The sequence below is a fragment of the Enterococcus sp. DIV0691 genome (assembly GCF_051711145.1).
In the GTDB taxonomy this organism is placed as follows: Bacteria; Bacillota; Bacilli; order Lactobacillales; family Enterococcaceae; genus Enterococcus_B; species Enterococcus_B hirae.
Map to the genome: position 1 here is coordinate 1,611,960 of NZ_JBIOLY010000001.1, position 15,152 is coordinate 1,627,111.

Consider the following 15,152-nt stretch of genomic DNA (forward strand, 5'->3'; position numbering starts at 1 on the left):
CCCTATTGTTTATATTCCCATGTGGTAACACTTTCTAACCCGTCGACATTTAAATAAAAATGGTAGACACCTTCTTCTATCCAACTATTTCCATTATTATCAAAGATAGCTAAGTCAGAAATTGGAATATTGATTCTTGCTTGCTTTTCTTGATTTGCTTCTAAATAGATTCGCTGACTGCTGACCAATCGTTTTTCCGGTTGGACAATCGAAGCATATTCTTGATGAAGATAAACATGTGTCACAGTTTCTGCTGAAACATCCGATCGATTTTTCACTAAATAATTGATCTCAATAAATTGGTCTTTTTGCTCACTTCTCAGTAATTGACTTTCGAATGAGGCGTAACTCATTCCCGTTCCAAATTTGAATAGCGGATCATTGGATTCATCGATATATTTTGAGACAAAACGCTCAGAATGATTGCTTGTTGAGATTGGTCTGCCTGTGGAGGTCTGAGCATAATAAATCGGTAGTTGTCCTTCACTTCTAGGAAACGTCATCGATAGACGAGCAGAAGGACTGACTTTACCAGCAAGTAAATTAGCGATTCCGATCCCACCCATCGTTCCAGGAAACCAGACAAGTAATAAACTATCGAAATATTTTTCTATATCCGTTATGACTAGCGGTCGACCGGTATATAGTACGCCTATAATTGGTTTATTTAATTCATGTAATTTTTTGATCAAACGTTGTTGTTTTTTTGAAATCTGTAAGTGAGCTTTAGAAGCTCCTTCACCACTCTCGAGAAATTGTTCGCCAAATGTTAATACAATCACATCAGCCTTTTGAGAAATCTGGTAAGATTCTTCCATTAATGATTCCTCTTCTGCAATTGGCCCATTCAATAATTCCATTCCTTTTTTCAGAGGTCCAAACCCATCATAAGAATCGAATAAATTGTATCCTTTAGCAAACATTAAGTGATCTGTCGCAAAATGGCGACTCAATCCTTCCTTCAAAGTAACCGTATCTTGTGGCTTTCCGCTGACTGAAGCCCAAAAACCTAAAGTGAGAGGACTTTCGCCGTATGGACCGATCACAGCAATTTTTTGATTTGGTACTAATGGAAGTGTGTCATTATTTTTTAAAAGAACACAACTTTTTTCAACCAACTTGACTGCTGCTTCTTTAGCTTTTTCGGTTAAGATTTCTCCAGTATTCACTTCTTCCAAGCCACGATAAGGATTTTCAAATAAGCCCAATTTATTTTTTAGCATTAAAATACGCCACACCGCTTCATCGAGAAGTTGCATAAATCGTGGCTCTTGTACTAATTCAGACAGGTGATTGGCATAAATCGAAGTCATCATGTCTAAATCAACACCTGCAATGAGTGCCTTTTTGGCTGCATCTATTTCGTCTTTGGCATACCCGTGAGGAATCAGTTCTTTGATTGCTGCATAGTCTGAAACTAATACGCCATCAAAACCAAAGCGAGAACGTAAAATCTCTCGATTCAACCATTCATTTCCAGTTGCAGGAACTCCATTCAACAAATTAAAAGCAGTCATTACTAATTCACATTTTGTTTCAATTGCTGCTTGATAAGGCTGTAGATATTCATTGAAAAGCCGTTGATGGGACATATCTACCGCTTGATATTCCCGTCCTGCTTCCGGTGCTCCATAAGCTGCAAAGTGCTTCAGACATGCGGCTACATGTTTTTCTGGAATTTTTGTCTCACTATCTCCCTGATAACCATTGACGATACTTTTTGCAAACTCTTTCGCCGTATAAACATCTTCGCCTGGAGATTCCATAACCCTCCCCCAACGTGGATCACGCGCTAAATCTAACATTGGTGAAAACAAGACATGTAAGCCATTTAAATAACTTTCTTCTGCTGTTAACTTAGCTGCTTGTTGGATTAACTCAAAATCGTAAGAACCAGCTTGAGCTAGAGGTATGGGGAAAATTGTCCGAAACCCATAGATGACATCTGACATAAACAACATGGGTATCTTGTGTTTACTTTTTGCTAAAACTTTTGTTTGTAGTTCTTTTAATTTTTGATGATCGTTGATATTATAAATAGAGCCAATCTCAAATACGTCTAACTCTTGAGGTAATCCTAATTCTTCCATTGGCCCAGTATTCATCACATCATTTTCTGATAGAATACTTCCATTCAGTTGGATCGTTTGTGCGATTTTTTCCTGAACAGATAATCGATCAAACAAAGCTTGTAACTGATCTGTTTCCATCGGCGCCTCCTTTGTAACCGCTTTATAGAACAGATTATAAAGAATAAAAAACGATTTTTATATAAAAAAATTAGCGTTTATACCAAAATATTCGCGCTATACAAAATTTATTCGTGTAAAATAAAAAGAAAGAATTCGTCACAAGGAGTATTTACATTATGACTACCGATACGATTAAAATAACTATGGATTTATTGTACCGAAAATATCTGATTCCGATGCTATTATTTGATGAAAACGGATATCTCATCCATCCAAAAAATTTAGAAGACTTACCAATCACGATCAGTACCTATTTTCCATTTAAAAAAACAGAGCAGATCCAGCTTTACCATACAACATCCTATTTATACGGCTATTTTTGTTTTAAATCTGATCAAAAGGAATATCAGATGATCATTGGCCCTTGCGGTATTATCGGTTCAAAAGAAACCTCTTGTTTTTTTATGGGACATGAGTACCATTATAATATTCATTATTCCAAAGAAGACAAGTATTCATTTGAAGAATATATCCAACTATTACACACGATTCTGACTCAGCGGCCAACCAAAAAGGAAGAATTTATTTGGTACTTTCAACAAGATAAAAATAAAAAAAATCTATCCACTGATTACAGCCTGGAAAATAATCTTTATGATCGGAGGATCCACAAAGAAACCTTCGATTCGTATCATTTTGAATTACGGTATCTAGATTACATCAAACGAAACGAACCTGAAAAAGTCATTTGGGTCTTCAATAAAATGAAAGAAACCTATAAAGTCTCTTTATCTCCCTTTGAATTGGAAGGGTTGAAACTTAAATTTGCCTCGTTCGTAGCCATCGTTACCAGAATGAGTATTGAAGAAGGTGTACCGATCAATCAAGCCTTTGGTCTGTCCGACTCTTTGATTCAGGGACTGATTTATATCCACTCAGTTAAAGAATGTCTGCAATATATGAAAGAAGCAACCTTCCGTTTTATGGAACTGCTTCATAATTTTCCTTTAGCTCAAAAATCCATGTTAGTAAAAACGATTGTCAACCACATTGATAATCATTTATACGAACGCATCACCGTCGACGAGTTAGCTGCCATCACTGAAAAACATAAGGCACATATTTGCAGCCACTTCAAAAAAGAAATGGGGATTACCATTCACGGATACATTCAAGAAAAAAAGATAACCGAAGCAAAACATTTGTTATTGTTTACAGATCATTCTTACGATGAAATCAGTCACTTGCTTGCTTATTCTAGTCAAAGTCATTTTATTCAAGTGTTCAAAAAGGTCGCCGGCTGTACCCCAAAAGAATACAAAAGTATCCACTATGCCCATTCATTGGTCTGAAAATGCCTTAACTACTAAGTCGTTCTCCATTTATCTTGATCGAGAACAGATAGGTTCAATACTTTCATGTATGTATTTGTAACTGCTTGTGGTTTGAGTAAATGTAGTAAAAACAAGCCGAAGAACACTAAAATCAAGGAAATGATTTTAGATTCTTCGGCTTATTTCATCAACCTAATTATGCGTGGCGCTACTCTCTCGATCGTGTCAAAATTCGTCGCATTTCTCAGAAAGATCAATCATTTTTTCTTAGCGTCTTTGACTTCCAAAAAGATAATTCAGAAAATTAGTGACATATGTTTGATACGCTACGGGATCAACTGATTGGGCTTCCCCATGTCCAGCTCCTGATACAATCAACTTGACTTTATAGCCCCCGGAAAGATCATAGAGCTCATCCGCATTTTCATGAGGAACTACTTGATCAGCATCTCCGTGAATGATCAATTTGGGGATCGTTGTGGCCATACCAATTTCAGGTAGATTTTCATTCACATTCATTTTTAATTCTTGGTCAAAGTAATACTCTTTCAACAATCCCATATATAGATCTTCATGTTCTTCGTCTGCTACAATGTCAAATTCTTCCCCAAATATTGAACCTAATAAAGGCGCTACGGTATTTTTGTAGGTGTATCTAAGTTGTTCATCAATTGACTTAAATCCGCAATTCTCGATGATTCCTTTTACGTTTGCTGGGATATCCTTAGCTAATGTTGACATCATAGTTGCAGCCCCCATTGAGCCACCATAAAGTAAAATCTTTTGAGTCGGCTTAGTTCCTACTTCTCGATTGATCCAATAGAGCACATCATCTGACTCATATTGTCCATAAGTGACATAATCGCCCCCACTGTTTCCAGTGGCACGAGGGTCTACAAATAATAAATTATAGCCCGCATTGTAAAAGATATTATACTCATCCGTTACTGTCCCTAAATTCCAATTTCCTCGAAAACCACCATGAATCATCACCGTTACATCTGATTTTTGATCCACATAATAAGATTTCAACGTCATTAATTTTCCATCTTGCTTATTTACGGTCGTTCCTTCTAATTGAGTGGTATTAGGATAAAAACCTGTAGGCTCAGCAGGTGCCGTTCCATCATTCGCTGCACCAAGCAAGCTCATAAAACAACTGTCTTTTGCAAAAGCAATGTCATACATCGCACTGATTGTAATCAAACGTTTGATTACTTCTGGACTAACATCAAAGCGTTCTTTTACATTCACTTCTGAAATTTGGTCTGATATCAACGAAGAGAATTCACTTAGAAGTTTAAAAATATCTCCATTATACTCTTTGAAAACTTCAGTTATTTTATCTCGGATATAATTTAAATAAAGTTTTCCCTTGAAATTCTTGCCTTTACCGATTGCTTGAATGATCGCTTGCTCATCGTCAGATAGTCCAAGTGTTGTTGTTTTTACTTGCCCCTCGTTTCCTTTGTTGAGGGATTGAGAAACAGATGTAAGGCTTGTTCTTGCCAATAGTCCCTCTTGTTCCTTTCCGTAAACGATACTTGGTGTAGCACATCCTAACAATAAAATAGAAGCCAAAGTAATCATGCAACATTTATTTTTCATTCTACTCACTCCTTTATTTGATATTTCCATTCTAATGAAAGCGTAACCATTTTTATATCAAAAAAGAAGTGTTTGTTATATAAAAGAAGCTATTTTAAAAAATTATTGAGTAAATCTTAGGATCATTCAAGTCATTTATACTAGCATAGCCATTTAGCTAATATTTTATACTGGTCTTATTTGTATTACATCACTAAAACCAAACGCTTGTGATAAAACAAAAGAAGAGACTGAGACAACTTTTTTGTCCCAGTATCTTCTAGTATATCTAAAAATGAATAAACGGTGTTTAAAGAGCTCTTGTTCACGACGAGATAAAAGCAGCATTTTCGAAAGATAAGCCGAAATTAATCAAAAATTGGAGAAGCACCAAGTAGATAACAATCGACAGAAAAAACTAGCGTTTGTGTTTCTTGGCAATTTTCGGTTTTTTTTTTGGTACTTGATAGTTAACACTTTCGTCTCAATCTCTAAGGTGCTAAGTTTTTTTGCTAAAGACGATCAATTCGATAATTTTGACTGCTCATCTTGCCTGCTCATCATATGCTATTTAAACAAAACATAATATTGGGACATATAATGTTCTGTATCTTTTGGAGATAGAGTTTGTATGGCTGTCCATAATTGTTTTTTAGCCATTGATCTTTCCCACGCCATCGGTTTAATACCCTCAGCTTTTACTAATGAATTCCCTAATTTTTCAATTTTTTTCATAAGATCTTTTTCTGGATTATTGTTTAATCCAAGGTGTTTTAACCCATGTTCCGTAACTAGCCAGTGGTTAGTATTTTGTCCACGATCAATAATATTTTCTGGACCTTTCAAACGATTTCTTTCTTCTGCATGGTAGATTTCTATGCTATCTCCTATCTCAAGCAACAAATGGTCATCGGTGAATCGTTCTGGTACGTCTCCATTAATCGATTTTTCATACCTAATTTTGCCATCCTGAGATTTGATGGTCACTTTTACATAAAGTTCATCTTTAAATAAATAATGAGGTTTTGGCATATTTAAGGTAAGTGTTGCTTCTCTTGAATTCAAATTCGTTCTTAATGAACCCGACCATTGATCACTAAAACCATAAAAGATAAGATCTTCATCGGCTAACTTGCTTATTTCAGCTTTGATAAATGAAAGAGAAGCATGGTTTTGGGTTTCCTTTACATAAACATAATTTTCGCTTGGTAAATAATACTTCATTTGTTCACCAGAAAATTCTAAATGATAGACCCCGTTAGGAATATTTTTGAATGTCATTTTTTGTTGTACTGGTTGACTCGCTATAATAGTTGCTCCATCTTTTAATTCAACTGTGAGCCCTTCAAAGTTACTCAAATCGCTAGGAAGAATTTCAATGGTCAAATCACCAGCCAATCCTAGAAAGGCGATTTCCTCGTTAGTAACCAATTCAAAATTAGAATTGATCAAATAGTTTGGATCAATCAATTGACGTGCACGCACCAACTCATTTTCAGAGACAATATCTGCCAATGAAGCCACAGCTGGATAACCTGCCACACGATTTTTTTCTGCTTGAAATTCATCAAGATACAACCCACGTTTTTTTAAGGCAGCAGAAAAATCCTGCTTACTATTTTCACTGTAGATACGATTCATTAAATTGGGTAATGTATATTCCCAATCTTTGAAATCACTCTGATTAGCCATTTTACGGTATTCCTGATATATCTTAGTGAAGGAGTCATTTCCAGCTTTTTGTTTGAACATCGTTAATAAAATCAGTTGTTCACGCACATCGACATCATGGTAAGTGTCTCCATCACGGATCAACTTATCATACAGCTTGTTTTCGACTTCTTCTTTTTTACCTAAATTAAACAACCAACCGATGTCATCTGCTTTTTTTCCATATTTTTCATACTGATATTGGACCCCAAATAAATTATTTGACACTTCGCCAGTATACATATCTTGCCCATCAAAACCAGCTTGATAACCGTGAGCAATTTCATGTAATGTTGCCCAACTTAGTTCTTTCAACCACATATCTGTCGTAGGTTCACTATTAGCTGTCCAATCACCCCCATAATAAGCAGCACCTGCGCCAGAATCATCTGCCTTTAAAAAGTAACGATTCGCGCCGTTCTGATTTTCTGGTGCGGAACCATCAAAACCAGCGATACCGTTAAATAAAGCAAAAATACCGTGATGATACTCAATCAACGCATCAATTGATGGAAAATCTTTTAAGTTTCTCACTAGTTCTTTGTCCAATTTGGGTACGAGTAATTGGAAATCTACTCCTTGAATTAGCGCATACTCTGCATCCTCCGTATCCCACATTGAAAAAAACATGGTCTCATTCCCATGATATTTATAAACAGGTAACGCTTTCATTTCTTTGGAAGTCACCACTTCGTATTCGATCTGTGCTGATCCTTCTCCGTACGGTGTATCAATAAATGGAACCAAGGGCTCATCTGCACGTATACTTACCCAATTTGATCCAACTTCGATACTTTTTTCATTCTTTTTATCGTTTCCTAGTAGTCGCAATTTTAACTTATTCTTGAAATGAGCATTTGTCTGTCTCATTCTCAATTCGGTATTTTCGCTTAAGATAAAACCTAGATCCTGACGATCATGGTTTTTCCCTTTACTCATCCCTGAGTTGAAGATCCATGTCGGCTCCGGAATACTAAAAATCTCTTTTGACGTGACTTCTTGCGCCCCAACATTGGCTGAAAGTACAAAGATACCAAACACAAACAACAACAGACTAACCGCATATTTTTTCATTTACTTCACTCCTTAAAATTATTTTATGAACAAAAAATAATTATCTTTTCATTACGAAAACGTTATCTTTTGTACAATTTAATTATAAATAACAACTAAATAAATAGCAACAATATAATATTTATAAATTTTTATCCTTACAACCTATAATAATTACTGTTATTTAAATAATTAAACATAAATATATTTTTAATATAAAATGTTATTTAAAAAGAAAAAAAGCTCTCCCTTAGCGGGACAGCTTTTCCTATACATTTAAATTTTATACCAAACTAATAGTATCATCGAGTCGCGTTTATTTAACAGAACCGATCATTCCTTGGACAAATTGTTTTTGTAAAACAAAGAACACGATAGCTGTTGGCAATGTTGCAATCACAAGCCCGGCCATAATCATTCCGTAATCTGGTGTATAAGAGGCTCCCATGGCAGATAAAACTAATGGGACCGTACGCTTATCTGGTGATTGTAATGCAACTAAAGGCCAAAGATAGTTATTCCAGCTACTCATAAAAGTAATGATTGCAGCAGCTGCATACGTATTTTTAGCAGTTGGTAGGTAGACACGGAAAAATATACTTAATTCTTTTAATCCATCTAAACGTGCAGCTTCTACTAAATCTTTAGGAAACGCTTTAACGTTTTGTCGAAAGAAGAAGATCAAAAAAGCTGTACTTACTGAAGGCAAAATGACGACTAAGAAGCTGTTAATTCCTAAGATCGTTCCGTTTAAGTTAGAAAACATGCGGTACAAAGGAATCATCAACGCAGCAAAAGGAACCATCATCGATAAAAGCAAAATCGTAAATAATCGTTCTTTTTTTCGACTTTTATAGATCTCAAACCCATAACCAGCCATAGATGAAATCAACAAAGCTAAGACCGTTGTTACAATAGCGATCAAAGCTGAATTCCACAATGAGCGTGCAAAGTTTAAGTCATTTGAAAAAAGATTCTGGAAGTTGACAACTAAATGGCTACCGATCTTTAATTTTCCGGCAGTAATATCGATAGGTGTATTCGTCATTCCTAAGATCATCCAAACAAAAGGAAAAATCGAAATAAATGAAATCACGCTCAAAGAGGCATATTTAAAAACAGCTAACCAATCGAATGTTTTAGTCGCTTTTTTTTCCTTCTCCTTAAGAAGTACTTTGTTTTCTGCTTGATCTATCACGCTTTTTCACCTCCGACTTTCGTTTGAATGATTGATAACAGTACAATAAAGACTACGATCACAAATGAAACCGCCGCAGCATAACCAAAATTTGGTGTAAATTTATAACTTAAATTGTAAATATACTGAGATAGCGTAGTTGTTGCATTTGCTGGTCCACCACCCGTAATATTTTGTACTTCATCAAAGAGTTGCAACGTACCGATCGTTGATGTGATTGACGTAAACAAAATAATTGGTTTTAAGTTAGGAATCGTGACTTTGATCAATTGTTGCCACTTAGATGCGCCATCGATTTCTGCTGCTTCATAAATTGCCGGATCAATATTTTGCATTCCTGATAAAAAGAAAATCATGTTATAACCTGTCCAACGCCATGTAATCGAAATGATGATTAATACTTTCGCCCAAACTGGATGAGTCAGCCAGCCAATTGGCATATCGATCAAGCCGATCGTCATCAAAAAATTATTCACTAATCCCGATTGAGAAAACAAGCTTTTCATAATAAGCGAATAGCTAACCATGGATGTGATACAAGGTAAAAAAATCGCTGTCCGGAAGAATCCTTTCATTTTAAGCTTTTTATCATTTAATAAATTAGAGACAAATAAAGCTAAAAACAACATAATCGGTACTTGTACCAATAAATATAAAAAGGTGTTAAAAAAAGCCTTTTTGAAGGTCGCATCATTCAACATGCGTTGATAATTCCCCAAACCATTAAAACTCATATTAACTGGGGGACCACTTTGAAATGAAGTGATCAGCGCTAAAATCATTGGGATAAATACCATGATCGAGATCATCAGAACTGGTAAAACAAGAAACGCATTTCCGTTCTTGAAAAAATCTTTTTGTTTCATCTGCTTTGCTCACTTTCGTTACGTTCATCTTCGTTTTATCTGTCATTTAAGGATCGTCTCACAAATCCTCCCTCTTAACTAATTGTCTGAGTAAATGACAGCGTCCTCACGAAAATTCTACGGTATTGATTGAAACTATTTTTAATAGATAGCAAATTTGTGTGACTGATGACCGTTCAAAAATCACCAGCCAACACAAATTTGATCCTCTAAATCAATTCATTTCACTCTGCTTAATTGGCTAACTGTGCTTCTACTTGTTTTTGCGTATCTGCCAAGACTTTATCAGTATCTTCTCCATTGATGATTCGGTGTAATGACTCTGCTACAACTGCTTCGATTGCATAGGTTTCTTGTCCATAATTAACTTGTGGAATTTCCGCTGTCCATTTAGAAAAGTCTTCAAACACCTTTTGACCACTATAGAATTCAGAAGACTCTTGATAAGCTGGTTGATCTTTTGCACTTAACATGGTAGAAACTAACCCGATTTCTTTCGCTAATGTTCCCATCAAGTCTTCGTTAGTCGCAAAGGTCTTCTTCAAGAAGTCTTTCGCATTTTCTTCGCCTGAAACACCTTTGATCACATACCACCCAGCTCCGCCTAAATTAGAAGCTTGTGCTTTTTGCATATTGGCAGGTAATGAAGGTGTCGGTGCAATTGCCCATTTCCCTGATTGATCTTCAGCACCTTGGATCGTTGAGGAATACCAAGCACCAATTGGACTTGATGCAACAGCCCCTGATTGAATGGCCGTGACACCTGCATTCCAATCTGAAGTTTGTTCCACTAGATCTTCTTTAAGTAGTGTAGCAAATAGATTTAATCCATATTTCAATGATTGGTTATCTTTGATCGTAACCGTCTTTCCATCTTCCGAAGTGTACCATTCACCAGCTTCTTGCATGATCATACGGACACGTCCAAGATCTGAGGGATTCACTTCAGTAATTTTTTTACCCGTTTTTGCTTTAACATCTCGAGCAACTTGTAAATAGTCATCCCAACTTAAATTCTGCATATCTGCTTGACTGTAACCGGCTTCTTCTAATACATCTGTTCGATAAAAATTAGCCGTAACACCTGAATCAAATGGGACGCCATAAATTTGATCATCGATCTTATTAACCGCAAATTTATACGAAGCAAAATTGGATTCATCTACGATATCTGTTAACTCAGAAAATGCGTCCGGATAAGAATTCAAATAACCTTGAATACGATAATCCTCAATCAACACGATATTCGGTAATCCATCCGTATTTCCACTGGCTAATGCTGTGTTTAACTTTTGTACGATATCATCTTGTGACATCGTAACGACATCCACTTCGACATCTTTATTGTCATAGACTTTTTTTGCTTCATTGACTGCTTTGATATTAAACGTTTCATCCCATGCCCAAACACTGATTTTATTTTCATCTTTCGTTGCTGAATTTGAGGAACTCCCACATCCCGCAAACAAAACTGCTGCTGAAGCTAAAAGCGTCGCACTTGCTACTAATTTTTTGAATTTCATATCCAACCCGCCTTTTTCATTTTTATTCTTTACATGTGAATCATACCAAAAAATGTAATCGTTTTCTTAATTTCTAAAAGAGTTCCAAAAAATATCCCAAAATAAGAAAAAATCACAAATTTAGATTTCAAATTTTTTTATTTTGAGTAATTCATCTTGCTTTTCTGCCAATTAAACCGTATTTTAAAAAGAGAAACTGTTTAAAAGGGGGAACAAGCTTGATTAATTTATTATTGATCGACGATGAAAAAACAATCTTACATGGCATAGCCAACTTGGTTGATTGGTCAAACCACGGATTCCAAATTAAAGGCGCTTTTTCAAACTCGTTGGAAGCGCTTGATTTTTTCTCTATTCATTCTAATGATATTGATATTGTCATTACTGATCTTATCATGCCTGAACTGGATGGGATTGAGCTTGCTCGCCTCTTAAAAAAAAGCAAGCCTGATATTCAAATATTAGTGTTATCAAGCCATGATGAGTTTCAACTAGTGAAAGACTCTTTTAAAGAAGGCGTATCCGATTATTTACTTAAACCAAAATTGAATCCAGAAAACCTGCTTTCTGCTTTGAACCATTTGGTTAAAAAAGGCCAAAAAAATCTAGACTCCAAATTCTCTCTAGATAGTGCTTTAACACAATATTTCTCTGGACAAAAAACAACGATATCTAACGATCCTTTTCATTTCCCGTTATTTTACATCGTCTATAGCGAAATGGATGATTTAGCTCCACTAGCTTCTCTAAAAAGTAACGAAGAACGAGCTGAACCCTGGATTGATTGTCAGCCTTTTACCACTCTCGACTATGAATATGGTTGCTTACTAAATGTTTCTTCCATGGATTGTTTCGAACAAATTCAGACTTCTTTGCGTGAATATGCGCAAAAATCTGATGCATTATTGATTATTTCCTCTTGTTTAGAGCTAAGTGAGCTGTTCGATTGTTTTCAAAGATTAAAAAAATTAGGCAAAGGACAACGTTTTTATCAGAAAAGTGCTGGTGTTGTATCGGAAGAACAATTAGTCCCTTTGATTCCACACTTTGATCAGAGCACGAAAAGCTACTTAACAAAGATTGTCAACAAAGATTATGTATCCGCTATCAGAGAAATGAAATCAGCGATTGAGACTCTGATCGCTTTAAAAATTGACCCTTTATTTTTAAAACACGAAACAATCAATCGTCTCTACGCACTCATCAATGCTTTAGAAGATGGTCAAGGGACGAAAGAATTGACGACATTAAAAATTACGTTACCAACACTTATATCGAACGTCGCCACCATCGAAGATTTTTCCATTACGTTTACTAAAATCATCACTCAATTGATGCGTTGGAGCACGCCGGAAAAAAATGAAAACTCAGAAATTCTGACAGCGATCTATGATTATGTTCAAGAAAATTATCATCAAGATATTTCCTTGCAAATCATCTCCGAAAAATTTCATTTTTCCTATAGTTATTTATCTACCATGTTTACCGAGAAATATGGGATTAGCTTCACTAAATATCTAAAAAAAGTCCGGATACAACATGCGAAACGGCTTTTGCTTGAGACAACCGAGCCACTTTCACAAATCTCTTACCAAGTAGGATTTGCTGAACTTGGTTACTTCTCAAGAGTATTCAAGGAAGAAACTGGGCTAAATCCTTCTCAATATCGAAAAGGAAGTTTGAAACATGAAGAAAAAATTCAAAGAGTATGAACTAGTTACAAAACTACTGGTTGTCCTAGTCATTGCGCTTCTTACTCAAGCGATTATTCTGTCCTTCTTCATTTATGATCGATCCAAAAACGCTTATATCCATCTATTTGATAAATCGAATGAACTAACGCTTGGCAAAATACAACGTGATTTTGAACGATTGAATGATAATATCGAAAATACCTTAACGATGGTTGCTAACAACCCTGCAGTCGAAAATTATTTCTCTAACGATCAGCACTCTTCGTTAGATAACTACACTAATGTAAAAACGATCCAACAAATGAACCGAAGCTTTACTTCGATCTCTCCTTCCATCAATTACGATCTGATGATCTATGGTGAAAGTGGACATACCTTTGTTGGAAACGAGATGCTAGCCAGTATGGATGCTGCGGCATTCATGAGATCTGATGTCGTACAAAAAGTAAAGGCACATAAAGCATCGACCCAAATGTTCTTTGTCAACTTTGGTTTGACTACTCGTGACCAAACAAAAAGCAGCATCCTATTCATTAAGAAATTGACTTCCTCGTTGAATCATATTTATGGGTATGCTGTCATTGCGATAACTGCAGATGAGCTAGCGAATTTATTCAATGAAACGATCCATTCGGAGGTCTCCAAAATCTATCTCATCAATGAAGCAAATCAAATCATTACCTCCAATGAAACTGGCATGATTGGTGCCAAAACCAACTTGTTAAATGACTTAAATACCAATGAAACAAAAACAGTTGATTATAATCGTTTAACACGTGTTCCATTATATCGACAAAACTTAGCTTTGATTAGTAAAGTAAATATTCGTTCACTAGTCAATCAAATGGGACTGATTGTTCCGATCGTCCTTTTTAATTTGATGACTTTAATGGTAGTTGGTGCTATTGTCTTTCGCTATATGAACCGTCAGACAAAGTCGATTTATGCCTTGATTCAGTCCTTAAAACATATCAAAAAAATTCCTAATAATACCCAAGTAGACGTTCAAGGGACCTACGAAACAAAGACTTTAGGCACTACAATCAATCAACTATTAACAACGATCGATGAGAACTATTTTACTTCAATTGAAAACGAAAAGAAAAAACGCCAATTAGAGATTCAAACGATGCAAGCCCAAATCCAGCCTCACTTTATCTACAATACGTTAACTAGTCTAAAATTTTTGATCTGGCAAAAAGAAAATCAAAAAGCAATTCATGGAATCGATCATTTTATTGATTTGTTGAGAAGTACCATTGGGAAAAAAGCAGAAACAATCACTGTCGAAGAAGAATTAAAAAGTGTGCAAAGCTATATCCATATTCTTTCATTGAGATATGGTGATGATATCGCCACTCGGATCATGGTCCCCGATGAACTATACCCTTTTAAAGTGCCCAATATGATGATCCAGCCAATTATTGAAAATGCTTTTTTACATGCTTTTCAAACAAAAAAAAGTGGGTTTATTACTTTATTCGGAAAAATTCATGAAACACAATTGATCTTTGAAATCGTAGATAACGGTGATGGATTTGATACAAATCAAAAGAAAAAAAACAAGGACTATTTTTCTGGAATCGGAGTCAAGAATGTGAACGAACGAATCAAATTGCTTTACGGCAGAGAGTATGGATTGCAGATCCAATCGATTATGGGTGTTGGTACAACGGTAAAAATCACATTGCCATTAATCAGTTAATTCAAAAATAAACAATTCAGTTAGTTAATACTTATAAGCAATAGACGCTGCCCTTCTAGGATAGATGATCCTAGAAAAGCAACGTCTATTTGTCTATGGTTTTATATTTTTCATGTCTGCTAATAATATGAAAAGCTATTGTTCTTTACCGATACTTAGCTATCAATCCTTCCTTTCTCTAGATAGACAGCATTCAAGCATCAGCTCCTTGAAATAAGCCTAAATTTTTTTAACATGAAAAGGTGTTTTAAAAAATTGCCTCTTATTTGCTCGGAGCTGACCGCTTCTTT

General features: G+C 35.5%; 8 protein-coding genes and 1 pseudogene. 3 read left to right on the top strand and 6 right to left on the bottom strand.

Annotation, left to right across the window (positions count from 1 at the left end; all coding sequences use genetic code 11):
- Positions 1-2: 2 nt before the first annotated feature.
- Positions 3-2,210: a glycoside hydrolase family 3 N-terminal domain-containing protein gene (locus IGJ11_RS07290; protein WP_251849152.1), complete on the bottom strand. Its 2,208-nt coding sequence runs from the start codon at positions 2,208-2,210 to the stop codon at positions 3-5.
- Positions 2,211-2,368: 158 nt separating this feature from the next.
- Here IGJ11_RS07290 and IGJ11_RS07295 point away from each other — a divergent pair, with 158 nt between their 5' ends.
- Positions 2,369-3,544 (top strand): helix-turn-helix transcriptional regulator, encoded by a 1,176-nt coding sequence (locus IGJ11_RS07295; protein WP_207432039.1) that lies wholly within the window; start codon positions 2,369-2,371, stop codon positions 3,542-3,544.
- Between the two features lie 258 nt (positions 3,545-3,802).
- Here the strand turns inward: IGJ11_RS07295 and IGJ11_RS07300 are convergent.
- The 5 genes and pseudogenes from IGJ11_RS07300 to IGJ11_RS07320 all read right to left on the bottom strand — a co-directional run.
- Positions 3,803-5,029 (bottom strand): annotated as a pseudogene (locus IGJ11_RS07300) (alpha/beta hydrolase); the annotation flags it as partial.
- Between the two features lie 651 nt (positions 5,030-5,680).
- The gene (locus tag IGJ11_RS07305) at positions 5,681-7,897 is read right to left on the bottom strand and encodes a putative mucin/carbohydrate-binding domain-containing protein (RefSeq protein WP_207432028.1); all 2,217 of its coding nucleotides are present in this window, start codon (positions 7,895-7,897) and stop codon (positions 5,681-5,683) included.
- Positions 7,898-8,192: 295 nt separating this feature from the next.
- Entirely contained in the window at positions 8,193-9,074 is an 882-nt protein-coding gene (locus IGJ11_RS07310) for a carbohydrate ABC transporter permease (protein ID WP_207432020.1), read from the bottom strand.
- Positions 9,071-9,940 (bottom strand): carbohydrate ABC transporter permease, encoded by an 870-nt coding sequence (locus tag IGJ11_RS07315; RefSeq protein WP_010719005.1) that lies wholly within the window; start codon positions 9,938-9,940, stop codon positions 9,071-9,073. Before IGJ11_RS07315 ends, IGJ11_RS07310 begins: the two co-directional genes overlap by 4 nt.
- Positions 9,941-10,173: 233 nt before the next feature.
- Positions 10,174-11,463, bottom strand: a complete 1,290-nt coding sequence (locus IGJ11_RS07320; protein ID WP_096709043.1) for an ABC transporter substrate-binding protein — start codon at positions 11,461-11,463, stop codon at positions 10,174-10,176.
- A 218-nt stretch (positions 11,464-11,681) separates the two neighbouring features.
- Between IGJ11_RS07320 and IGJ11_RS07325 the strand changes: the two genes are divergently transcribed.
- Positions 11,682-13,175, top strand: a complete 1,494-nt coding sequence (locus IGJ11_RS07325; protein ID WP_207432018.1) for a response regulator transcription factor — start codon at positions 11,682-11,684, stop codon at positions 13,173-13,175.
- Positions 13,150-14,862: a cache domain-containing sensor histidine kinase gene (locus IGJ11_RS07330; RefSeq protein WP_207432016.1), complete on the top strand. Its 1,713-nt coding sequence runs from the start codon at positions 13,150-13,152 to the stop codon at positions 14,860-14,862. Before IGJ11_RS07325 ends, IGJ11_RS07330 begins: the two co-directional genes overlap by 26 nt.
- Positions 14,863-15,152: the final 290 nt, after the last annotated feature.